This is a genomic window from bacterium (assembly GCA_035527515.1).
GTDB lineage: Bacteria > B130-G9 > B130-G9 > B130-G9 > B130-G9 > B130-G9.
This window is the reverse complement of sequence record DATLAJ010000112.1, coordinates 1-22,551: the sequence shown is the minus strand read 5'-3', so window position 1 is coordinate 22,551 and position 22,551 is coordinate 1. Positions and strand designations below refer to the sequence as shown.

Genomic DNA, 22,551 nt, shown 5'->3' with positions numbered 1-22,551 from the left:
CGGGAACTGCTCAGAATGGGGGTTGATACTGCGACCGGTTACATGAGCGCGTGCGCAGACCTTGACATGTTCAGGGATTATCGAACCGAGTGTCCTAAAGCGAGCTTGGCTGTTGCCAACATGCTTCACTTGCCGGTTTATCACACGTTAAGAGTAAAGGAGCTTGAGCATATAGTGTCGAGCGTTAAGAAGGCCTTGAATGTGGCCTAGCCAGGATCTATTCAAATGGGCGCCGCGAGGGAGGGAACTGAATGAAGGAATATGAGGTTGTATCTTGCTCTTCGGAGCTGAGCAGTCGAAAGATGGCCAGGACTGCGACACAGGAGATAAATGACCATGTAGCAGAGGGCTGGGAAGTCCATACAGTAACAAGCAGCGTGAATGCGATCAATATCGTGTTTATCAGAGAGAAACAGAACAGAAAGGTATGAGGTCCAACTTCTCTGGGGACCCCCGATTGAGTCTTTGTGAGAGAATACATGGCCGGCGAACCGTGGGGCTGTGGCGCAGTGGGAGCGCATTTGTCTGGCAGACAAAGGGTCGCGGGTTCGAATCCCGCCAGCTCCACCATTCTTTGACTTTGTTTCTGCTCCCTGGACCCGACCGTTTATCGTTACCTCGCGCAGCCTCTTCGTAATCTCGCCCCGGCAACCGTTTCAGACGACCTTCAAGAGTCTCTCAAACAGATGTATAGCTTCTCAGATGAATTCCCAAGAGTCTTTTAAGAACACTCATAGCTTCTCAGATGAACTTCCAGGAATCTCTCGATTATATTTATAGCTTTGTCGATTTCGAGCGCACGGGGCAGTTCACCTACAACACGAGGGCGCTGGACCTCGAGGCGTTCTCTGAGCTCCTTGCTTCGCTGTCGGACCCACAGAAGGAGTTCGCGGTGGTGCATGTCGCAGGCACAAAGGGCAAGGGATCGACATGTGGGATGCTAGCTTCGGTGCTCAGGGCGTCGGGACTCAAAGTTGGGCTCTTCACATCTCCGCATCTTCTGGACGTTCGTGAGCGTATTCAGGTCGATGGCGACTGGATATCGAAGGGTGCGTTTGCACAGATTCTCTCAACCATCAAGCCAGTCCACGCCCGCCTCGGCATCAGTAGCCGGTCGTATCGAACCACGTTCGAGCTTCTGACTGCGGCGGCCCTTCTGCATTTCGCACAAGAGCACGTTCACATAGCAGTGTTAGAGACAGGCCTTGGGGGGAGGCTTGATGCAACCAACGTAGTCGGTCCGGTGCTTTCGATAATAACGCGAATAGGTTACGACCACACTGACGTGCTGGGCGGGATGCTTTCGGCCATAGCGGCTGAGAAGGCGGGAATAATCAAGAACACTATCCCAGTCGTGGTAGCGCATCAGGAGCCAGAATCACTCGCCGTCATTCTGAACGTTGCGAGCGCGAAGGGCTGCCCGATTGTTGAGGCGACGCGCGAGTTCAGGTCCACGTCTTCGGGCACAGGCCTCGCCCGGACCGTCTCATTTGAGGGCAATGACCTGAAACTCCAAGACATAAGGCTGCCGCTTCTCGGTGCGCATCAGCTTCAGAACGCATGTTGCGCTGTCGCTGCCGCGAAGCTCTTGTCGAGCAAGTTCGCGTCGATAAATGCTGCAAGCATTGCTCGAGGACTTGCCGAGGTCCGGCTAATGGGCCGCGTTGAGCTGCTCAGGGAGAACCCGTTCATAGTTGTGGATTGTGCCCACAACTTAGAGTCGGCGGAGGCGCTCGTAAACACGTTACAGGAGCTCTTTGTCCCCAGGGAGAAGATCGCAATCATCGGCGTCTCGAGTAACAAGGACGCTAGAGTGCTTTCGGCCATTCTGACACAATACTTTGACAAGTTTCTCGTGACGAGAGCTGATACCAAGCGAGCGATGCCTCCGGATGTGCTTGCCGATGACCTGCGTGGACTGGGAGCCCAGCTCGAGGTCTTCGATAAGGCATCGGATGCTGCGCATGCGGGGCTTTCGATGATAGGCCGAGAAGACTTGTTGTGCGTCACCGGCTCGGTATATTTGGCGGGCGAGCTGCGGCCTTTTTTGGCAAAATCAGCAAGGAAGTTTGGGTGAAGCCGAGTTACTCGTCAAGATTCTGGGTCTGTGCAGCGATCGTCGCTGCATTTGTTTTGGCCGTTTTTGGCTGGACGGCTTCAATTCCGCTTGGCGCTGAGGACCTCCAGGTCTATGTCAATTACATCTTTTTCACGGGCGAGAATCTTGTTCCTCAAGCATTCTATGGCAACGGTTTCGGGATACTGCCGGGCGAGTTCGTCTATAAGCTTGGAAGAGAACCCAAGGAGGTAGGAGGCGTATATCGACCGCTGACAGCGTCTCTCATGGCGCTTGACTATGCGTTGTGTGGGGTGAAATCCACATGCTATCATATAACCAATCTCCTACTTCAGGTCGCCTGTTCCATCGCGGTCTTAGCACTGGCATGGCAGCTATCTCGGGGCAAGCTCCTGACCTCCCTTACGGCTGCCCTGCTGTTCACCGTCAACCCGACACACTCGCTCACGCAGGTTGTCATGTTGCAGCGATCGGATATCCTCTGCACGCTGTTTTATGCGTTGTCGGTTCTCTTTTTTGCCAGGCATGTTGATGAAACCGCTCGAGGCCGGTCGCGCGCATACTACACTCTGTGCGCCGTCTTCATGGTGCTGGCGCTCATGTCTAAGGAGATGGCCATGACGCTGCCGGCCGCGTTTTTGCTCTATGACTTGATGACTGGCCTGGAGAACCCTTTGAAACTTCCTGTGGCGCTGCGGCTGTTCAAGAGGCACGCCCTTTTCTTCGCCATCCTCGTCGGATACATCCTGTTTAGAATCGCTATCTTCCACGGAATCGGTGGCTATCCGGGCTTCGCTTTCGACGATAACGCCGAACGGCCGGCGGCCCTCATGCTTAGTCGGCACAACATCACGGGCGCCATATCGGGCCTCAACCATCTGTTCGGCGTTGTTTCTCGCTCGAGGCTCGTGCGATATTCGCTGCTCGCCGCCATTTTTGCGCCCCTGCTGTTTGGGACGGGCAGACGCATCAAATTCGCGATTGTGATGACCGGCGTGGTAATGCTTCCTGTGATCGCCTTACCGTCGATAACGCCTCTTTACATGTATCTGTCGTCGGCTTGGTTCTCGATAGGTGTTCTCGCGTCGCTTTGGTGGCTGCTTGAGAGCCTTTTGAGGCGAAGAGTAGCGGCGGCTGTTCTCGTTGTTCTCGTCTGCCTGGCAGCGGTTTTCTCAACTTCGGCAGTCTATTCGCAGATAGCGGTGAGCAAGAGGAGGATAGACTTCGCCTACAAGGCCTCTGACGACACTATCAAGCTCGTTTCCCCCATGCCGAAAGGCGCCAAGCTATACCTTGTTACGCCGAGCATGATCGAGAGCCGAGGTAGGGTCGATTTCGACCCAGCGATAGAGGCAATCCTGCGAGTCAAGACGAACGACCTGTCATTGAAGCTCTGGCCCATTCCAATGCACCTCCAGGACGAGAGGCTGATTCTTTTCGACGCGGCCGCGTTGGACATGGAGGCCCTCCACGTTGACGAGCGGACCTATTTCTTGGACGATCTCACGGGGAAGGTCCGGCTTCGGAACGACATCTTGGGGAAGTTAAGGACACGAGATGCCGTTCGGTCCTTGCCTGGCCGGCTGCCGGGCGATTACTACGGCTGGATGTTCGAGCAGTCGCTCTTTGGTTGGACTGTAACCGGAGCGGGTGGTCTGCCCGTGAGGGCGGGGCTTCAGAACGACAGTTTGGTTTTCGTGGCCTCAGATTGCCCGACGTTCGTGGTCTCGCCGCGCCGCGAGCTCAGCACCGAGAGGCTGGATAGGTTTTCATTCAGGGTCAGCATCGATACCGCTTTGGGCCCCAGGGAGTTCCCCGTGTGGGTGGAGTGGGTAAGCAAGACTGACCCGGAGTGGTCCAGCCAGCGGTCGCGGACAGTCATAGTCAAGAGCGATAGTGGCTTTCGCAAGTATGAGGCAGAGCTCGGGAAGGACTTCAGCTGGGTTACGGCCGATGATGTAACCAGAATACGCATCCATTTCCCGCCGCTTCGGGCGAGGATTGCCTTGAAAGACGTGTCGGTTTATTTCAGCAAGGCGCCGACTCACGAAAGGGGTTAGCCCCGGTTCAGGCTGGATAGCGTTGTCGGGCACCGCAGCTATTCTTTCAAAGCCTACACTACCGGGGCTTTCCCCAAAACACAATCAGACAGCATAGACGGTTTTCAAGTCCCGTTCACTATGGCTGAGTATGCCCCAGAACGCTCTTTTTGTCAACCCATCGCACTCCCAAAAAGGCGGGCGCCCCCCCGGTCAATCTGATTTTTCGGGGCGCCCCCCCGGCTCACATTCATCTCGGAATGTCCCTCGCCTTGAAACGGGCTAACCGTTCCAAAAGCACTTGCTGCGCCAGGCCTCCGGTTGGCGATCGTGCCTGTTGGTCGCTTGCATCAGCGGGCGCGTTGTCGGGCCAGAAGACATTGTGCAATAATCCGGCTCAGAACCGGTATAATGGCCCTGAAAATGATAACGCCATATCGGCAATCAGGACAAGAAGAGGATCAATGAGATGATTGATAGCAATGTCGCAAATGACCCTTTCGCTCGCTATGTTTCGCGATTGAAGGATGCGCGACTTGAGCGTTTGAACGCAGTATTTACAGAGGAGGAGAGCCGATCGACGGGGCCAGCTAAGGCACTCCAATCGGGAAAGGAGACGCTCAAGAGCGCTCAAGATGAGATGCAAGGAGCAAGCGCCTCCTCGAGGCGTGAGGACGTGGAGTTTGGCGACAGGATGGAGGACTTGCTCGCTCAGGCCAGTGGCCGGGAGAGCATCAAGCACGACTACCTTGCCGAAACGAGGCCCGGCGTGACGGGTCTTCCAAAGCGGCTTGGGTTGAGGACGATAAGGTATGCGGTGAAGACCTACACCGACGGGCTTTTCGGACAACAGGAGGCTTTCAACGCGCTGAGCACCTCCATCATCGCTGAGAACGCAGGGCAGATAAGGTCGCTCCTTTCGCGAGGGAATGAGCTGGAGCAGAAGGCTCGCCTCCAACAGGATTTCAACCGGGACGTGATTGCCTGCGTCAGTGCGATGTCGGACGCGGTCTCTTCCCTGTCCGATGCGTTCAAACAGCAGCGGGAGTTCAGTTCGCTGATCGTTTCTCTCCTGAACGATGTGATAGATGGTTCCAGCGAGCTCGCCACGGCGTTGAACGAGAAGACTGAGCAGCGACTTGGTGCATGTGAGAAGAGGCTCGATGGGGCAGAGGAGGTGCTTCGCCAGCAAGCTGAAGAGAACGGGCATCGGCTGGACGAGGTTGAAGCCGCGGTTCGGGCAGTTGATGAGCGGTTTGAGGAGGATGAGCGGCGTCTTGAGCAGCTCGTGGGCGAGATTGCCTCGACGTCCAAGTCAGTCCAGGACACGCACTCGTTTTTTTCTCTTCAATTAGAGGCGATCGATTCCCGTATCGAGCATTCTGAGATCAGGGCAAATGAGGCATCGGAGTGGATGTCGAATCTCGAGGCAAGGGCGACCAACTCTGAGGAGAGACTTACTAAGTCTGAGGAGGGCCTGGCGAGGTCCGAGGAATGGCTCAGTAACCTTGACAAGGAGATTGATTCATCCAAGCAGTGGCTAGAGAACATGACCTCTGACGTCAAAGGGCATGGGGAGTGGCTTTCGGATGTCGGCTCTCAGGTCAACGGCCATGCGGACTGGCTGGCCAACCTTCAAGGCACGACAAAGGAGCACAACGATTGGCTTTCGAGTCTAGCTGAGGGCAGGCAACAGCTAGAGGTCTGGACGGGCAACCTCCAGAAGACGCAGGAGCAGCACGCCTCACAGCTTGTTGAGCTTGTTCAGCACGAGAAGGAGATAGACCATCAGGTTTTCTTCGTAAAGCGGAAGCTAGAGGAATCTCGTCCCACGCAGACGCTCGTTCCATTTCAGGAGGGTCCGGACGCCGCTCGGGCGGAACCCGGGCTGACGGAGGACGAGTATCTCATTTTCGAGGAGCGTTTCAGGGGTGAAAGCGCCGCTCTCAAGTCGCGGCAAGAGCACTATTTGAGGCATTTCGAGGGTTGCAGGGGTGTTTTGGACCTGGGCTGCGGGCGGGGAGAGTTCCTGGAACTTCTTAAAGAACGAGGCGTCGAGGCCATTGGAGTGGACTCGAATCCGGAGATGGTTCGCGTGTGCAGCTCGAAGGGCCTTGACGTAAGACACGCGGACTTGGTTGCCTTTCTCGAGGCGGCCGATGACAACTCACTTGATGGCATCTTCTGCGCCCAGGTCGTGGAGCACTTCAGAGCGGGTCAGGTCTTGAGGCTGTGTAAGCTGATGGCCCAGAAGCTTGCTCCGGGCGGCGTTGTCGTGATAGAGACGATAGACCCTCGCTCGATCTACGCCTTGGTAAACAATTTCCTGCTCGACCCGTCTCATCTGTTCCCTATTCATCCCAGGCTCTTGCAGTTCGGGTTCTCTCTCACGGACGTTGAGCTTCGGGAGGTGGAGCGTCTGGCTCCCGTGGCGCCGGGTGAGCGGCTTGCCGTTTCGGCGGCTGAATCTACGGCGGATTCAGACGCTGCCTTTGAAGGCGTGGTAGAGGGGAACTTCAGGAAGCTCGATGACTTCTTGTTTGGCTATCAGGATTACGCGGTTGTTGGTAGGAAAGTTTAGTGTAGGGGCGATTCACGAATCGCCCACAATATATTGCGGCGCTGAGGTCGGGCGGTTCGTGAACCGCCCCTACATCCAGGGCCAGGCAGCCTTTTTTGTTCCCACACATTGCGAGGGGCTGAGGTAGTGCGATGAGGCGGGAGCGAGCGCCAAGCGAGGTTGGAGCCATTCACAAGGACCCCGGCGGCAAGCTGAACGTGCTGTTGGTCTTTCCAAACAGTTATTTTGTTGGGATGTCCAACCTGGGCTTTCATGCGATCTACGCCGCGCTGAACTCGCTCGATTACGTTCGCTGCGAGCGCTCGTTCTTGCCGGAGGGAGTTCTTCGGGCCGTGGGCAGAAAGGTGCCGCCGCCGCGTTCGCTAGAGAGCGGGGACATGCCTTCGCGATTTGACGTCATAGCTTTCGCTGTGCCCTTCGAGAACGATTACCCCAACCTAGTCCGGTTTTTGAAGCTCGCCGGGCTCAAGCCCAGACGGGATGAGAGATGGCTCAGGGACCCGCTCGTGCTGGCCGGCGGCTGTGCGGTAAGCGCCAATCCTGAGCCGCTCGCCTCGTTCGTCGATGCTTTCGTAATTGGCGATGGCGAGCAAGCTGTGCAGGAGTTGGCGAGGGCGGTGTTTGATGCGAGACAGGCGAGGCTCGATCGGCAAGACCAGATAGCTCGTCTTGCGGAGATACCTGGCGTTTACATTCCGGGCCTCTTTGAGCCAGAATATGGCACAGACGGGACCGTTTCGGCGGTCCGCTCTCTGAATGGCAGTGCCCAGGTGGCGAGGCGCTGGACGCCTAAAGGGGAGCTCGTGCCAGCCCATACCGTGGTCTTCAGCGAGGAGACAGAGTTTGGCGATCTGGGAGTTGTCGAGGCAGTGAGGGGCTGTCCGCGGGCGTGTGCATTCTGCATGGTCTCGTTCTGCAATCGGCCGGTGCGGTTCCTTAGTGTAGAGCAGATTCTTAGCCAGGTGGCTGAGATCAAGAGGCACAGGCAGCGTGTGGGGCTGCTTGGGTCGGCGGTCGCGGAGCACCCCGAGCTCTTATCGATTGTTGAGGGCGTGCTCAGCATGGGCATGGGCGTTACCGTCTCTTCGCTCAGGGCGGACAGCATCAGCCCGCAGCTTTTGAGTCTGCTGACGCGTGGCGGGCAACGGACGATAACAATCGCTCCCGAGACGGGCGACGCGGGCCTGCGAGCCGCGCTTGGAAAGCCAATCACGGACGAGGCATTGATCGACCTCGCCACGCAGATTGCCTCCGCCGGTTTTGAGACGCTGAAACTCTACTTCATTGTGGGTCTGCCGGGAGAATCGCTAAAGGACGTTGAGAAGATAGTATCGCTCGTGAAGCAGATGAAGCACGGTCTCCGCAAGCGGTCTTTGGGCAAGCGCGACGTTTTTATCAATGTGTCAGTTTCGTCGTTTGTGCCGAAGGCTCACACGCCGTTTCAATGGGAGGCCATGCTCCCTCCGTCGGAGCTTGCGCGTCGCATCAAGGTGATAGAAACGGGGCTTTCAGGCACACGGGGCGTCTCGGTTCACGCGGATGTGCCCAAGTGGGCGTTCGTGCAAGGCGTTCTCTCTCGTGGGGACAGGCGCATCTCGAAGCTGGTATCCAGCTTGGCAGAGACCAATTTCAACTGGCAGAGGTCGCGAGAGATGATCGACGTGAACCCTGAGTTCTTCGCGCTGCGAACGAGGTCTCGCGATGAGATTCTGCCCTGGGCACACATCGCGTCCGGCGTCCCCCTAGACGAGCTTTGGCGTCGCCTCGAGTCCTATCGGGCTCAGACAAAAGAGGCAGACAGTCGGTGAAGAATAGGCGCCCGCTCTTGGTCTCCATGTTGTTGGCGCTCTGGCTGGCGATGGGTCTCTCAGGTCGCGGGCGCGCTGGCACGGAGGCTGTTACAGTAGTTTTTGGCGGCGATGTCGCGCTCTGCGGCGAGGTTGCCAGGCAGATAGAGAGGTACGGCGATGGCTACGTTTTTGGCGAGATTCGTGAATTGCTGTCGCAGGCGGATATCGCGGTGGTCAACCTCGAGACACCACTGACCAATTCGGAGAGGAGAGTCCCCAAGCCGACTCCGCCCGGGCTGAAGGAGCCGGTCTATCTGAAGGCCAAACCCTCGGCCGGCAAGGCGCTTGTCGCGGGGGCAATCGACGTGGCGTTGCTCGCAAACAACCACATTGGCGATTACAAAGGCGGCGTGGTTGATACGATACAGAATCTTCGAGGCCTGGGCATACGGCTAGTGGGCGCAGGAGTGAATCGCCGGGCGGCATATAGCCCCCTAGTCGTCGAGGTCCGGCAGACCAAGATCGCCTTCCTTGCATTTTGCGATGTTTATCCAACGTCTTATGAGGCAGGCGCTTCTCGACCGGGGTGCGCCTGGGCGCACCCTGATGAAATGCGCTCGGCAATTGCTGATGCCAAGAGGCAGGCGGACCTGGTCTTCGTCAACCTTCATTTCGGCGGCCAAGACCGCGCTACGCCTTCTCAACGGCAGAGACAGCTCGTCAAGACCGCTCTTGATGCAGGCGCCGACATGGTGGTGGGCAACCATCCGCACGTCATCCAGCCGGTCGCCGTGGACAGCGGCAGGCCGGTCCTTTACAGCCTGGGCAACCTGGTCTTCCCCATGCCCAAATATTCATGGTCAATAGGCCTGCTTGCCAGGGCAACGATTGTCGGCAAGAAGATTCGACGGGTGGACCTGATCCCTGTCCAGATAGTCGATCTCTCGCAGCCACATCGCATCCACGGGCACTACGTTCTCGAGCATCTCTTCAAGATCAGCAAGGAGTTCGGGGACCTGCCGAGTATCATAGAGGGATACATAGAACCGCTGAAGTGATTTGACGGATTGTGAGGCTATGATATGCTCATGAATACATGAGTAGCTATTCGGTTCCTTTAGCGCAACGCGATGAGGGAGGAGAGAAGTGAATCGAAGGCGCACAGTTTTTCAAACGCTTGAAGGCCCTCGGAATACTGGGACACTGATCCTCGGTCTCTTGCTCTGCTGCGCTGCCCTTCTGCCCACGCCGGGCTTTGGTGCAACGTATCAGGTCAAACAGGGTGGGAGCGCGGATTTCGGGACCATCCAGGCGGCGATCGATGCGGCGGTCGATGGAGACGAGTTAGTCGTGCATACGGGGACTTACTATGAAAACATCCACTTCGACGGCAAGAACATAACGCTGCGTTCACTCGATCCGGAGGACGAAGAGACCGTCGCCTCAACCATCATTGACGGCGGCCAGAACGACAGCGTAGTTACGTTTCGTGGCACAGAAGACGATAAGTGCCTGTTGTCCGGCTTTACCATTACCAACGGTAAGTCAAATTACGGCGGAGGCATACTAGGCGGGGACCCGTGGTCCCATCCGCCAGTTTGGGCGTGTGCCGGGATCACGAACTGCGCGATCACCGGTAACCGGGCTTACAACGGCGGCGGCGGGCTTTACGGCTACAACGGGACGATCAGAAACTGCACGATCACCGCCAACGGGGCTGACTGGGGCGGCGGCCTTTGCTTGTGCGGTGGGACGATCAGAAACTGCACGATCAGCGGCAACTCGGCAACTTGGGGCGGCGGGTTGATCTACTGCGACGGGACGATCAGCAATTGCACGATCAGCGGCAACTCGGCAACTTGGGGCGGTGGGCTTTGGGGCTGCAACGGGACGATCAGTAAATGCACGGTGGGCAGGAACTCGGCAACCGGGAGGGAGGCCAGGGGCGGTGGCCTCTATTGGTGCAACGCGACGATCACAAACTGCACGATCAGTGGCAACTCGGCGACCGGCGAGTGTGCGGGCGGCGGCGGGCTGGTCTACTGCGACGGCCCGATCACAAACTGCACGATCAGTGGCAACTCGGCTGAATATGGCGGCGGTGGGCTGGTCTATTGCGACGGGCCGATCAGCAATTGCGCGATCGCCGGAAACTCGGCAACCGGCGACTATGGGTACGGCGGTGGATTGTACCGTTGCGCTGGGGGGATCACAAACTGCACGATCAGCGCCAACTCGGCAACCGGCGACTATGGGTACGGCGGCGGGTTGTACGGTTGCGCCGGGCCGATCACAAACTGCACGATCAGCGGCAACTCGGCTGCCTGGGGCGGCGGGCTGTTTTATTGCGGCGGGCCAATCAGCAACTGTATCGTTTGGGGCAATGAGGCAGAACAGGGCCGAGAGCTGCACCGCTGCCAGGGTCTAATAACGCATTGTTGTATTCAGGACTGGGCAAGCGGCGGCGAGGGCAACATCTCGGATGATCCCTTGTTCGTCACAGGCCCCCTGGGCGATTACTATCTTTCTTGCGCAGCGGCGGGGCAGGCTGCGGACAGCCCATGCATCGATGCCGGGAGCGACACGGCAGAAAGCCTCGGCCTCGACGAGTTCACGACGAGCACGAATGGCGTCCCGGACGCGGGCATCGTTGATATGGGTTACCACTACCCACCCACGCCGCAACAGAACCCATATATCGAATCCTCGGTCAACTACCCAGGCGAGTTTGCTCCGGGCGATCTCCTTGTCGGGTTCATCGAGGTGCATAACCCGGGCGCCGATTTCCCGGTTGACGTCTATGTGGCGTTCGTCCTGCCAAACGGGACGGTAGTCTCGCTAACCAGCAGCGGCCTCACAATAGGCATACATCCCTGGGCCTCGAACGTGGTGCTGCCGACCGGGCTTCATTTCGGGCCGTCCGAGGTCATCCGGACGACTGTCCCACAGAGCCCCGGAAGTTATCTGTTTGCCGCTGCGCTGACCGAGCCAGGCCAATTAGAGTTTATCGGCGAGCCGAGCTTATTCCCATTTACTATTCGCGAGCGATCCTCCGCGTCCGAATCCCTGAAAGGGATTGCCGTCGGTAGCCGTGCGTGAAACGCAACGGCAGGGGAGGGAGGGGATTCTTGTTCTCCCTAAACCGTCAGGCTGCGCCTGCGGCTACCCATGGTATCCCCTTTCGGGGAGGACAGAGGGCTATTGCACACCCTCCCAGCATCTCGCTCCCCGGCATCCAATCTGATTTTTCGGCTCAAAGGGCGTGTTCGAGGACGATGACCTGGAGCTTCGGGGGCAGAGTCTCCCGCGTTAATTCAACCTCGGAAGAGCCGGCCTGAACAACGTCGGGCTTCCCGGCCGTGAACTTGTCAATTGACGCGAGCTCGAAGCCGATCTTGGGGGTCTTGAAGTGCATCGGGATGACAACCCTCGGCCTGATCTTCTCAATCAGCTGCCACGCCTCGTTTGCGTCGATCGTGAACGTCCCGCCGACTGGCGTCAGAAGCACATCGACGTCGCCAAGCGCAGCGCAAATCGCATCGTCTAGGATATGGCCCAGATCGCCCAGGTGGCAGACCCTCAAGCCATCGACGTTCATACAGAAGACTATGTTGCTGCCTCGCTGCGACCCGCCGCTCTTGTCATGAAAAGTCGCTATCCCATCTATCGGCACGCCTTGCGCCTCGCAGTGCCCAACCGTGTCCACAACCGTTGGGTTGCCCGCTAGACCATCAACTCCATCGTGGTCAGCGTGCTTGTGGCTGACGGTTACGACGTCGAAGCGCTCGCGAATGGGCGCATACTTCATCGCGCCGCCGAATGCGCCCGGCCGGTAGGGGTCAGTGAGTATCGCTGTCCCGTCGCTCGCCGTAATGGAGAATGCAGAGTGGCCAAGCCATTTGATCTTCATTTCTTTCCTTCCGCGAATAAGTCTCAGACATCAATGCTCTACAATGCCGACTGCGGTCCGGTCCACGTAAAGGTCGCAGGCAGCCATATACTCAATTAGTATCTCGAAATCGACGAGCCCCGGATGATAGAATTTTATTGTGAAGTCCCGATACTCGTTCGCACGTTTGAAATCCCTGGCATATACCGACCGCCGCGCGCTCTTCTTCGTACCGGAACGCCGGATACTGTCGCCTTCGGTCCGGATTCTTGCAAGCATGGTGTTGTGACCCTCGGGCAAGTCCAAAGCACTCATCCTGACGCTGAGCTCGTAGTCGCCGGCCGGAAGCGGTGGGCATCTCAGCCTAATCGGGACCCTGCGGCCGCTGGCCTTGCCCAGGAAGACCGCCTTGCCAGCTGTCGAGGCCTTGTCATTCACGATTTTGCCGAGCAGGGGTGAGAGCTGATTGGCATCGGCAACGACGAGGCAGTGCGACTCCCTTGTCTTGCCTGACGGAGAGACGAGCTGGATACTCTTGGTGTGTGCAAGGATTTTCTGCCCAGCAGCCCGCCATTGGGCAGATTCCGGCTTGTTTCCAAGCACCTCGCACACCTCAGCCAGCCTCCTGATTGTCTCAAAGTGAGTTTTTTGGAGCTGATATGCTGCGAGATACTCGCGCCTCGCCGCGTTGAAGTCGGCCATGTTCTTCTGCTGCGCCCTGCCCATGATGAAGTGCGCGTCGGCGTTTTTGGGGTCTTGTTTGAGCAGCGAGTTTATCGTTCTAGTGACTGGGACCAGGTCCTTGCTTTCCGTGGCTTGGGATATATGCAGGACACGGCACAGCTCCCAGACCGCCCTTCGATAGTTGCCCTCCTGCATATACGATTGGGCTACTAGCCTGCCGAGAGTGATGTCGCCCCAGTGTCTGGCCTCTGCCTGTTTGAAACACGCCCGAGCCTCCTGCGGTCGGCGCTGGTCCAAATACACCCTGCCCAAATAGATCACAGCGTCGCGCTCCTTTGGAAACCGGGCAACTAGCCGCTCCATCTGTCTGAGAATCCGCTTCGGATCGCCCCTGCTTGTTCTCATCAGGTCTTGCATGTACATCTGCACGAGCGGCCTGATCGCTTGCGACCACGTGCTGTAGTAAACAAGGGCTTCCTCAAGGCCCTGTATCGCCATCGTCGTGTCCCCCAGACCAGCGTGGGCCAACGCCCTGCGCAGCAGCATGTTGTTGTCCATGTAGAAATGCTCGGCCTGGTCAACGACGTCTATGACCTTCTGGCGCAGTCCGTTTCGCGTGCTTTTGGACAGGTCCTTGTCGAGCTTCTCCTGTAGGCTGCTAACGTGCGCGAGGTATAGCCAAACCTGTCCGTCGCCGAGCGTTACCCTCTTGGCTGTCACGAAAAACTTCTCAGCCCGTCGAAGAACCGTCAAAGCCATCGTCAGAGGCTTTTTTCGCTTGCTGGCCGCCTCGGCCATTTTGACGGCCTGATTCATATTGCGCTTGCCCCACTCGAGATTCACCTGCGTTAGAAATGGACGCATGGCCGTTTGGCAAAGCCATAACGTCAGCACTATTGCCGCTGCCTGGACGAGCCTTTTCACCGTCGCTTCCTCTCCCTCGGGACAAATATCTCTGCTCGGGCCACCTACGACCCCTCCTGCCTAATGAGTCTCCCAATACCTATCCCCACGTAGCCGCAGACCATCAGGGCAAACAATGCGAAGACGGCAAACGCCGTCAGGGCCGGGACGCTGTCCGTTTTAGCCAGAAACGCCTCCGCCACAACCATCGCACCGGCCGCGGGAATGGCCCGAAGCCAACTGACCGTCCCATTTCGTCTGAACGACGCCAGGATGACCAGGCACGCGCCGATGGCCCAGGGAAGAGCCTCGCCGTAGGTCATGTTGATGCGGGGCGGCTCGGACCAGAGGACTGGTATGGCGAGCAGGCCGCCCAGAACGAACACTCCGGACACGAATGGACCGTAGTCAGTCTCATTGAACAGGCCTCCCTTGACCGACGAGGCGCTCACATCGAACGAGGACCTCGGCGTCCGAGCCACCGCGACTGCCATCGCAATGACGAATATCCCAATCACGGCCGATGGCACGATGTGCAGTGGGAACATGAACGCGCAGTGCCCCGCTAACGCCAGAAAGGAACACAGGAAACCGATGAGTAGGGCGACACGGCGCTGCTCAATGAGGCCCTGCGCCTCGTCCAGCTCCCGCATCAGTTTCTTGGATTTGATCAGCTCGCGGACCACAAACCAGGTGAACGAGCCGATGAGCCAGAACATCGCAAATAGGCCGAGAAAGCCGAGCTCCGAGGCCACCTGCACGTATTCGTTGTGGGCCTGATTGGCCTTCTCCCAGCGCCCGATGAACTCGGTCTCCCGGGCCGCATCACCGCGATACTCGAGGTAGTAGTACTTGAAGTTGCCAAGCCCCAGGCCGACAAGAAAGTGGTCGGAGACCATTCTCTTGCCCGAAGCCCATTCCACGTATCTCGTGTTAGTTCTGAGGCTGAGAACGCTCTTGAGGTTGGCGATTCTGTTGTAGATGAAGGGGTTGATCGCGGTGTAAGATGCGATGAACGCGATGATGATAACAGTGCCGATCATGATGATGCGCTTCTCGGCCCGGGAGAATCTGCTTGCCCAGAACATTAGGCCCAGGAAAATGGCAACCGCGAACACTCCAGCGATGAGGGCTCCCCTGGTGCAGGCTGATAACAGGCCGCCAAAAAGCGCCACCGCCCCAACTAAGCCATAGATTCTTACCTCCTTGCGCCGGGCGAAGAAGAATATGCCGAGCAGGATGGGCAGGGCGGCCACGAGATACCCGGACACCGTGTTCGGGTTGTCGATGAACCCCGAGGAAACTGTCCTGCCGGCGTACTCCGCTTTTCTTGGCACGAAGAGTGGATCGAGGTTGTAATACTGAAGCATGCAATATCCGCCCATGAAGCTGGCCGCTATCGCAATGAGTCCGAGGCAGGCCAAAATGCGCCTGTAGTTGTTCTTGAGCACGTCATAAAGAATGAGGCAAGTTGAGATGCCCACGAGGACCGAGAGCATCGTGTCCCAGAAGTAGAAGTAGCTCGCCACGTTTATGAGCGATAGCAAACAGGCTATCACTAGCATGGCCATCGGGGCCGCCACGGGGAAACGCTTCAGGACCCCCAACCAGCCTCCCGCACCTGACGGCCGGCGCAAAATGGGGAACTTGCCCGCCTCGATGAACTTGACGAGCCAGGTCCCTATGATGAGGATGCCAAGGACCTGCAATGCGGTCTCCTTGGGCTGACGGAAGGCGACGCTTGCGTCCATGTGCTTGTGGTACACAAAAGGCGTAACACATAGCATCGACGTGAACAATGCGAATATCAATCGGTCGCAGAACTGACCGACCGCCGAAACATCGCTCGCAGCTCGCTCTTCCTTCATCTCCTCACAGCTCTCGCCTTGACCACTAAGTCCACATCCAAAAAAAGCTCACAATGCGTTACGCAGTGTGCCCATCCCCGAAAGGGTTTTTGTATGACGTAACGCTACGACAATACCCCTTATCTAGCAACAGTCTGTCCGCCTCGTCAAACCAGCGCCTCAATTTAAGGAGGCTGTCCAATAAGTCGGGTCTGAGGTTGTGTAGGGGCGGGGCTTGTCTCCGCCCATCTATATACTCGGGCAGACACAAGGCCTGCCCCTACATGTGGCATACCCCGCGACCTTGCGTTCGCCTGCTTTACACTGCCGGGCAATTCGAGCACTATACAATCGCCGATTAAGTATATGAGCCTCATTGGGGAAGCACAGGAATGATAGACAGCATCGTGAGCATTTACAGGCACAGGGCGCTCGTCCAGGCTCTCGTGTCGAGGGAGCTGAAGGCAAGGTATCGAAGCTCCCTGCTTGGATTGCTATGGTCCTTCATAAATCCCCTCCTTCTCATGGCCGTCTATGCGACCGTCTTCATGGTCTTCTTGCGATTTGGAATGCCGAAATACGCGTCGTTCCTACTCTCGGGGCTTCTGCCCTGGATATGGTTCTCCAGCTCCATTAACGATGCGACACTGTCGATCGTCTCGGGAGGCAACCTCATCAAGAAGGTCATGTTTCCCGCCGAGGTCCTGCCGCTTGTCTCCGTATTTACGAATCTCGTTCACTACCTGTTGAGTCTCGCCGTACTCATCCCTTTCGTGGTGATCTATGGCGCCCCAAAACCGGAACAGATTCTGGGCTCTGCACTAGCCGATTCTGCCCCCTCAAACCCCGCCTGGCTCGTCGCATCATTCATCCTCGTAATGATCATCCAGCTTGTATTCACTTACGGCCTTGCGCTCGGCCTCTCCGCGCTCACGGTTCACCTGAGGGATATCCAGCACATCGTGCTCAACCTGACGACGCTGTGGTTCTTCGGCTCGCCGATTATCTACCCGGTGACGCAGCTGAGCTCGACCAAGATTCCCGCGATCCTTAAGCATCTAGCGGTTGATTACAATCCGGTAGCCTACTTGATAGTCGCTCATCACAAGATATTCCTATGCCGAATCGCGCCTAGTTTCACGCTGCTAATGGCGATGCTGGGCGCTGCGATTGTTGTGCTCTATCTCGGCTATCTTGTGTTTGACAAGTTCCGCGATTCGTTTGCCGAGGAGGTGTGATGCAACCTGCCGTTGAGCTAACGCATGTGTCCAAGCTATTCAGGCGATTCGCGCGGCTGAGGCAGCTTAAGACTCTCAAGGGAGCAATGGTGCGAGACCTGTGGCGGAGGCCCAAGATGCCCGCAACGACCAAGTTCATTGTCGCCCTCAAGGATGTCTCCTTGTCGGTTGCCCCAGGCGTAACGGCCGGCATAATCGGCCTGAACGCCTCGGGCAAGAGCACTCTGCTCCGCGTGATTGCGGGCATAACAAAACCCACCAGCGGCTCGGTCGTCGTCTCTGGGAAAGTCTCGACGCTCCTTGAGGTCGGTGCGGGCTTCCACCCCGAGATAAGCGGCCGGGAGAACATCTATATCAACGGCGCCATCCTGGGCCTGCCCAAACGCCAAATACGTGAGCGATTCGACGAGATAGTCCGGTTCGCCGAGCTTGAGGAGTTCATCGACTATCCCGTCAAGACATATTCCAGCGGGATGTTCATGCGGCTTGGGTTCTCGATTGCGGTCAACGTGGACCCCGACATACTGCTGATAGACGAGGTCCTTGCGGTGGGCGATGCGGTATTTGCACAGAAGTGCTACGAGAAACTCTACGACTACAAGCGCCGAGGCAAGACGATCGTAATGGTTTCGCACGATTTGGGCGCGATAAGGCGCCTGTGCGAGGAGGTTGCGTGGTTGCACCATGGGGCGTTGATGGAGTACGGGGAGGCTGAGCATGTCATAGGCAAGTATATGCAGGAGGTAACCCACGGCGAGCTGAAGCGTTATGCCGAGCAGCACAAGATGAGCCTCGAGACGATGGCCGCCACCAAGAGTGAGAGACGAACGGCGCCGCCGGGCGAGAAGCTCCCCTACAAGGCGGTTGCCCCAGCAAAGCCAGTGCAGCCGGCGAAGAGGTGGGGCACGCGCGAGATTGAGATAACCTCCGTCGTGATGCGAAATCAGGATGGCGAAGAGCGGTACGTCTTTGCCTGCGGCGAGACCGTCTTCATCGAGATCGCATTCGAGTCGCGAAAGCGGATAGACAGGCCCGTCTTCGGCATCGGCATATTCAGGACGGATGGGGTGTGGTGCTACGGGACAAACACCATGATTGATGGCGTCAGCGTTGAGAGTGTCGATGGGAAGGGCAAGATTGCCATGAAACTTAATTCTCTTTCGCTCCTCTCTGCATCATACTATCTCGATGTCGCCGCTCACGCAGAAAACGACCACCCATACGACTATCTCAACCGTCTCTTCACGTTCGCGGTCAGGTCAGACCGGCCAGAGATGGGTCTTTTCAGGCCTGAACATGAGTGGATAGTTGACGTTCCAACGCCGGATGAGCCCAGCAAATGACCTCCGAGGGCAAGAGCGCCTCGATCATAATCGTTGGGAACGAGATACTCTGCGGTCGGACAGCGGACACCAACTCGCACTGGATTGCGAGGCGGTTTTATCAAATGGGTATCTGCGTCAAGAGTATCGTTACGATTCCGGACGTTGAGGAGGAGATAGTTCGCGCGGTTCAGAGCTTGGCGCCGAGACATGACTACGTGGTTGTTGCGGGTGGGATAGGTCCCACTCCTGACGATGTTACCAGGCAGGCGATGGCCACAGCATTTGCTCGAAAGCTCGTCCCCGACCGAGAGGCTGAGCGGGCCATAAGGGAGCGGTGCGAGGGGGCAATCAACGAGTACAAGCTTGAGATGGCGCGGCTTCCGGAAGGCTCACAGCTAATACCAAACCTAACCTTGGCAGCGCCCGGTTTCAGGCTTGAGAACGTCTTTGTATTCCCGGGCGTGCCCCAGCTAGTGCGAGTGTTGTTCGAGCAAATTGTCCCGCTGCTAGAGAAGTGTGTGGTCTATGAGAGAGAGATTCCCGCGAATCTTCCCGAGTCAGAGTTCGCACACATCCTGTATTCGCTGGCCGACCGTCCCGGCGTCTCAGTCGGTTCCTACCCGACGCTGCACGACGACGGCCGGTGGACGGTTACGATAGTCGTGTCGGGCTTTGACAGCGATGCGGTTGAGGAAGTCGCAGGCCAGCTCGAAGCACAGCTTGGCCAATTACAGAGGAGCAAACATATCCATGAATCCAGTTGACAAGATAATAGCGCTCGCGCTCGAGGAGGACGCGAGCCTCAACGACGTAACAAGCAAGGCCGTCGTTCCACCCACACTTCGCGTCAAGGCGAGGATAACCGCGCGGCAGAGGCTAGTTGTTTCAGGGTCCTCGGCGGCCTTGCGAGTCTTTGAGATGATTGACCCGGCTGTCTCTGCCCAATTGAAGGTTGACGACGGGGCCGAGGTTCTGGCCGGTGATGTCATCGCCAACGTTCTAGGCCCTGCAAGGAGTATTCTGGCCGGCGAGAGGGTCGCTCTAAACCTGCTTCAGCAACTCTGTGGCGTCGCGACGCTCACCCAAAACTTCTGCAACGCCATCAAGGGCACGTCCGCCAAGATCGTCGATACAAGAAAAACGCTGCCCGGCATCAGAGCGCTTCAGAAACAGGCCGTCGTTGACGGCGGCGGCGCCAATCACAGGATGTCGCTCGCAGATGGCGTGCTCATCAAGGACAACCACATCGCCGCCGTTGGCTCCATCTCTCAGGCCATCCAACTAGCGAGGCGCGGGGCGCATCACCTGCTCAAGATCGAGGTAGAAGTTGAGACCTTGGACGGAGTCCGGGAGGCGCTCGGGGCGGGTGCGGATGTGGTGATGTTGGACAACATGCCACCTGATATGATTGCCGCCGCGGTCAAGCTAGTCGATGGCCGTGCGGTGGTTGAGGCCTCGGGCGGCATCTCGCTTGATAACGTCCTTGAGGTAGCAAAGACAGGTGTTGACCTCATATCGGTGGGGTGCCTGACCCACTCGGCGCCGGCCTGCGATATCTCGGTAGATTTCGTGCGGCCCTAGCTCATGCCTGATCGTTATCCTGTATCTCGCAAGTCGCCCGTGAAGAGGCAAACCTCGGGCAGTCTCGAAGCGCCCGAGAGCACCGTTTAGCGGCAATAACATCCCTGTGAGAGGATTCCATTTATGACGCCAACGCCGCGAGACCGAGCATGGCTGTGGTGGTGCGTGGCCGCAGCGTCCGTGCTTTCGCTCTATGCCTCAGTCCCCTACGTCAGGGAGATGCAGGTCCTGCTCAGGAGCCAACTTCAGGACTACTTCGACATCATCTTTAGGGCAACAATAGCGCTCCTGGGGGCGGCACTGCTCATTTCCGGAGTTTGGCTTGAGCTCAAAAGGGCGCGCTCAAACCGAGCGGCTGCCGACCGGCAGTTTTCAGTCGTCAGGCTAGTCCTCAAAAAAGCTGCCCAGGTCGCCATCTGCGTCGCGCTATACTACTTCGGCCTCTCCGAGGCGATCGCAACGAATCCCGCCCAGGGTGTGCGGATTATCGAGTTCGTGCACCTGTTCCAGTTCACCCTCGTAACTCTGCTTGTCCTCAAGGCAGTCGCAACCTCCATCAAAGGCCGTGCTAGCTACATCGTGGCGTTCCTTGTGATGTGCCTGGTTGGCCTCGGCGATGAGGCAATCCAGGGCTACATAGCGCGCCGCGTGGGCGAGCTACGGGACGTCCAAATCAACGCCATCGTCGCCGCACTTGCCCTGCTCGCCGTATGGCTCATCTTCTCGCCTCGCGTGCTCTCGGCAAGGTCCGCACATGACCACAAAGCGCTGGTCCTCTCCCTGATGGGTCTTGCTGTAATCGGAAGCGCAGCGTTCATCCTGAGTTTTCACATTGGCTACAGGATCGAGGACGCACGGTGCGGTGTGTTTTACTCGCTCTATCCCAAAGAAGAGCTACTCAATCGAAGCAAGAATGCGAGACTTGGCCCACGGCTGCCCCCAGGCGGGTCGCTGGCCTCGGCCAGGATAAGGGGGTTCTGGGCGCCGGAGGATTTCTACGAGACCGAGGCTTTTAGGCACCTAGCGGAGCGGGACAAGCTCGAGCGACAGGTCCGGCACTGGGAAGCCTTCTGCGAGGAGAGGATACGGCGCATATATTACGCCCCGTTCGCTGATCTGGGCGAGTGGGCCGGCTGGACAGCGGAGCGTATGCGAAAGGAGTTCGGAGACTACAACATCTCCCATTTCGTCAGCTACCACTATGACCTGGTTTTCCGCGGCTGGAGGCGGTGGCATGTCCTTGCTGTGTCGTTCGCCGCTTGCACCGTCCTGCTCGTTTTGGGCATAGTCTCCAAGTGGCAGAGGGGATAACATGCAGATATTCGAGATAATAGAACGCTGGCCAAAACAGGCCGACCCGCTCGTGGTTACAATCGGCAACTTCGACGGCGTGCACATCGGCCACCAAGGTCTGCTGCGCGCCGTAGTCGAGACGGCTAACAGGTTGGGCGCCCTGCCTGGGGCAATCACTTTTGTCCCTCATCCTCTCAAGGTGCTTCTTGAGAATCCTGACATCAAGCTCCTAACCACGCTCAAGGACAGAGCAGCTCTGATTGCCCAAAGCGGCATCAAGATGCTCTTTAGGTTGAAGTTCGACCACTCCCTGGCCAAGACAAGCGCGCGAGATTTCGTAACAAGAATCCTTCACGAACGCCTGCACATAGCAGCCCTCGTCATCGGCCCCGGCTACACCTTAGGTCGCGACAAAGAGGGCAACGTCCGTTTTCTAAAAAAGGTCGGCGCCGAATTTGCCATAGAAATCCTTCGAGTCCCACCTCAGCAGATAGATGGGGTCGTCGTGAGCAGCACCAAGATAAGGGAGTGCCTCCTCAACGGGGACATCGGCCTGGCCAACAGGCTGCTCGGTCGTCCCTATTCGATAACGGGCACTGTTACTAAATGCGCCGGCAGAGGCCTTGGACTAGGCTTCCCAACCGCCAATATCATCGGCGTTGAGGTGCTTCTGCCTCAGAACGGAGTGTACATAACACAGTCTCAAATCGGTGGACGAATCCTCAACTCCGTGACGAACATCGGACATCACCCCACGTTCTTCTCGGAAGCCACATCGGTCGAGAGCCATATAATCGATCACAGAGCTGACCTCTACGGGGAGGTCGTCAAAACAGCCTTTCTAAGCAGAATAAGGCCAGAGCACCGGTTCGCCTCAAGGGAAGAACTCATAAGGCAGATATGTTACGACATCGACTTCGCCCGTGATTTCTTCCGCCTCATGCACAAAGCCCCGGGCGGAGTGTCTCCGCTCCCGTAGGTGCCCACAGCGCAGCCATGTAGGGGCGGTTCACGAACCGCCCTTCGCCGTTACGGTGCCCCGATCGGACTAGACCAGGGCGATTCGTGAATCGCCCCTACGAAGGCACAATTTACAGCGTAAGGGAGCGAAGGCGCTCCGCCGAGACTACATAAATGTGAACGAGGCGCTCGAGATGTCGGTGATCATGTTGAAAGTGCCCTGCTCGAATATCGCCGTCATCCAGGTGTATTGCCCAGTCGCGAAGTCCTCTGGGAACTCGTATATGAGCACCAACACAGTCGGCATCATCGTCCCAGACGGAAGCATCCCGCTCATAAACGGC

17 protein-coding genes and 1 tRNA gene are annotated in these 22,551 nt (G+C 57.6%); 15 read left to right on the top strand and 3 right to left on the bottom strand.

What is annotated here, in order from left to right; genetic code table 11:
* The 9 genes from VM163_08670 to VM163_08630 all read left to right on the top strand — a co-directional run.
* Window positions 1-210 (top strand): DegT/DnrJ/EryC1/StrS family aminotransferase (locus tag VM163_08670; protein ID HUT03946.1); only part of this gene is annotated, 210 nt, incomplete at its 5' end.
* Window positions 211-251: 41 nt separating this feature from the next.
* Window positions 252-431 (top strand): DUF4177 domain-containing protein, encoded by a 180-nt coding sequence (locus VM163_08665; GenBank protein HUT03945.1) that lies wholly within the window; start codon window positions 252-254, stop codon window positions 429-431.
* A 64-nt stretch (window positions 432-495) separates the two neighbouring features.
* Window positions 496-570 (top strand) — tRNA-Ala (locus VM163_08660).
* A 175-nt stretch (window positions 571-745) separates the two neighbouring features.
* Window positions 746-2,077: a folylpolyglutamate synthase/dihydrofolate synthase family protein gene (locus tag VM163_08655; GenBank protein HUT03944.1), complete on the top strand. Its 1,332-nt coding sequence runs from the start codon at window positions 746-748 to the stop codon at window positions 2,075-2,077.
* Window positions 2,074-4,137, top strand: a complete 2,064-nt coding sequence (locus tag VM163_08650) for a glycosyltransferase family 39 protein (GenBank protein ID HUT03943.1) — start codon at window positions 2,074-2,076, stop codon at window positions 4,135-4,137. Before VM163_08655 ends, VM163_08650 begins: the two co-directional genes overlap by 4 nt.
* A 448-nt stretch (window positions 4,138-4,585) precedes the next feature.
* Window positions 4,586-6,697, top strand: a complete 2,112-nt coding sequence (locus tag VM163_08645) for a methyltransferase domain-containing protein (GenBank protein ID HUT03942.1) — start codon at window positions 4,586-4,588, stop codon at window positions 6,695-6,697.
* Between the two features lie 131 nt (window positions 6,698-6,828).
* A complete protein-coding gene (locus VM163_08640; GenBank protein ID HUT03941.1) occupies window positions 6,829-8,505 on the top strand; it encodes a radical SAM protein in 1,677 nt (558 codons plus the stop codon).
* Entirely contained in the window at window positions 8,502-9,545 is a 1,044-nt protein-coding gene (locus VM163_08635) for a CapA family protein (GenBank protein HUT03940.1), read from the top strand. Before VM163_08640 ends, VM163_08635 begins: the two co-directional genes overlap by 4 nt.
* Before the next feature lie 88 nt (window positions 9,546-9,633).
* Window positions 9,634-11,586, top strand: coding sequence for a right-handed parallel beta-helix repeat-containing protein (locus tag VM163_08630; protein ID HUT03939.1), 1,953 nt, complete (start codon window positions 9,634-9,636; stop codon window positions 11,584-11,586).
* A 154-nt stretch (window positions 11,587-11,740) separates the two neighbouring features.
* Here VM163_08630 and VM163_08625 read toward each other — a convergent pair whose 3' ends face one another.
* Genes VM163_08625 through VM163_08615 form a run of 3 tightly spaced genes read right to left on the bottom strand, consistent with a single transcriptional unit; the run spans window position 11,741 to window position 15,831 of the window.
* Entirely contained in the window at window positions 11,741-12,397 is a 657-nt protein-coding gene (locus VM163_08625) for an MBL fold metallo-hydrolase (GenBank protein HUT03938.1), read from the bottom strand.
* A gap of 30 nt (window positions 12,398-12,427) precedes the next feature.
* Window positions 12,428-13,984: a tetratricopeptide repeat protein gene (locus VM163_08620; GenBank protein HUT03937.1), complete on the bottom strand. Its 1,557-nt coding sequence runs from the start codon at window positions 13,982-13,984 to the stop codon at window positions 12,428-12,430.
* A gap of 44 nt (window positions 13,985-14,028) precedes the next feature.
* Entirely contained in the window at window positions 14,029-15,831 is a 1,803-nt protein-coding gene (locus tag VM163_08615) for an O-antigen ligase family protein (protein ID HUT03936.1), read from the bottom strand.
* A gap of 371 nt (window positions 15,832-16,202) precedes the next feature.
* Here VM163_08615 and VM163_08610 point away from each other — a divergent pair, with 371 nt between their 5' ends.
* The 6 genes from VM163_08610 (at window position 16,203) to VM163_08585 (ending at window position 22,226) form a co-directional block, all read left to right on the top strand.
* On the top strand, window positions 16,203-17,048 hold the full coding sequence (locus tag VM163_08610; protein HUT03935.1) for an ABC transporter permease: 846 nt from the start codon (window positions 16,203-16,205) through the stop codon (window positions 17,046-17,048).
* Window positions 17,048-18,391 (top strand): ABC transporter ATP-binding protein, encoded by a 1,344-nt coding sequence (locus VM163_08605; GenBank protein HUT03934.1) that lies wholly within the window; start codon window positions 17,048-17,050, stop codon window positions 18,389-18,391. Before VM163_08610 ends, VM163_08605 begins: the two co-directional genes overlap by 1 nt.
* Entirely contained in the window at window positions 18,388-19,137 is a 750-nt protein-coding gene (locus VM163_08600; protein HUT03933.1) for a competence/damage-inducible protein A, read from the top strand. The genes VM163_08605 and VM163_08600 overlap by 4 nt, the downstream gene beginning before the upstream one ends.
* Entirely contained in the window at window positions 19,124-19,954 is an 831-nt protein-coding gene (gene nadC / locus VM163_08595; protein HUT03932.1) for a carboxylating nicotinate-nucleotide diphosphorylase, read from the top strand. Before VM163_08600 ends, nadC begins: the two co-directional genes overlap by 14 nt.
* 123 nt (window positions 19,955-20,077) lie before the next feature.
* Window positions 20,078-21,265, top strand: coding sequence for a VanZ family protein (locus VM163_08590; GenBank protein ID HUT03931.1), 1,188 nt, complete (start codon window positions 20,078-20,080; stop codon window positions 21,263-21,265).
* A gap of 1 nt (window position 21,266) precedes the next feature.
* A complete protein-coding gene (locus VM163_08585; protein ID HUT03930.1) occupies window positions 21,267-22,226 on the top strand; it encodes a bifunctional riboflavin kinase/FAD synthetase in 960 nt (319 codons plus the stop codon).
* The last annotated feature ends 325 nt before the right edge of the window (window positions 22,227-22,551 follow it).

Excerpts from the sequence above, each read along its gene's own strand:
- VM163_08665 (HUT03945.1), top strand. The coding sequence starts at position 252 with ATGAAGGAATATGAGGTTGTATCTTGCTCTTCGGAGCTGAGCAGTCGA.
- VM163_08655 (HUT03944.1), top strand. The coding sequence starts at position 746 with ATGAACTTCCAGGAATCTCTCGATTATATTTATAGCTTTGTCGATTTC.
- VM163_08645 (HUT03942.1), top strand. The coding sequence starts at position 4,586 with ATGATTGATAGCAATGTCGCAAATGACCCTTTCGCTCGCTATGTTTCG.
- VM163_08640 (HUT03941.1), top strand. The coding sequence starts at position 6,829 with ATGAGGCGGGAGCGAGCGCCAAGCGAGGTTGGAGCCATTCACAAGGAC.
- VM163_08625 (HUT03938.1), bottom strand. The coding sequence starts at position 12,397 with ATGAAGATCAAATGGCTTGGCCACTCTGCATTCTCCATTACGGCGAGC.
- VM163_08615 (HUT03936.1), bottom strand. The coding sequence starts at position 15,831 with ATGAAGGAAGAGCGAGCTGCGAGCGATGTTTCGGCGGTCGGTCAGTTC.
- VM163_08610 (HUT03935.1), top strand. The coding sequence starts at position 16,203 with ATGATAGACAGCATCGTGAGCATTTACAGGCACAGGGCGCTCGTCCAG.
- VM163_08605 (HUT03934.1), top strand. The coding sequence starts at position 17,048 with ATGCAACCTGCCGTTGAGCTAACGCATGTGTCCAAGCTATTCAGGCGA.
- VM163_08600 (HUT03933.1), top strand. The coding sequence starts at position 18,388 with ATGACCTCCGAGGGCAAGAGCGCCTCGATCATAATCGTTGGGAACGAG.
- nadC (HUT03932.1), top strand. The coding sequence starts at position 19,124 with ATGAATCCAGTTGACAAGATAATAGCGCTCGCGCTCGAGGAGGACGCG.
- VM163_08590 (HUT03931.1), top strand. The coding sequence starts at position 20,078 with ATGACGCCAACGCCGCGAGACCGAGCATGGCTGTGGTGGTGCGTGGCC.
- VM163_08585 (HUT03930.1), top strand. The coding sequence starts at position 21,267 with ATGCAGATATTCGAGATAATAGAACGCTGGCCAAAACAGGCCGACCCG.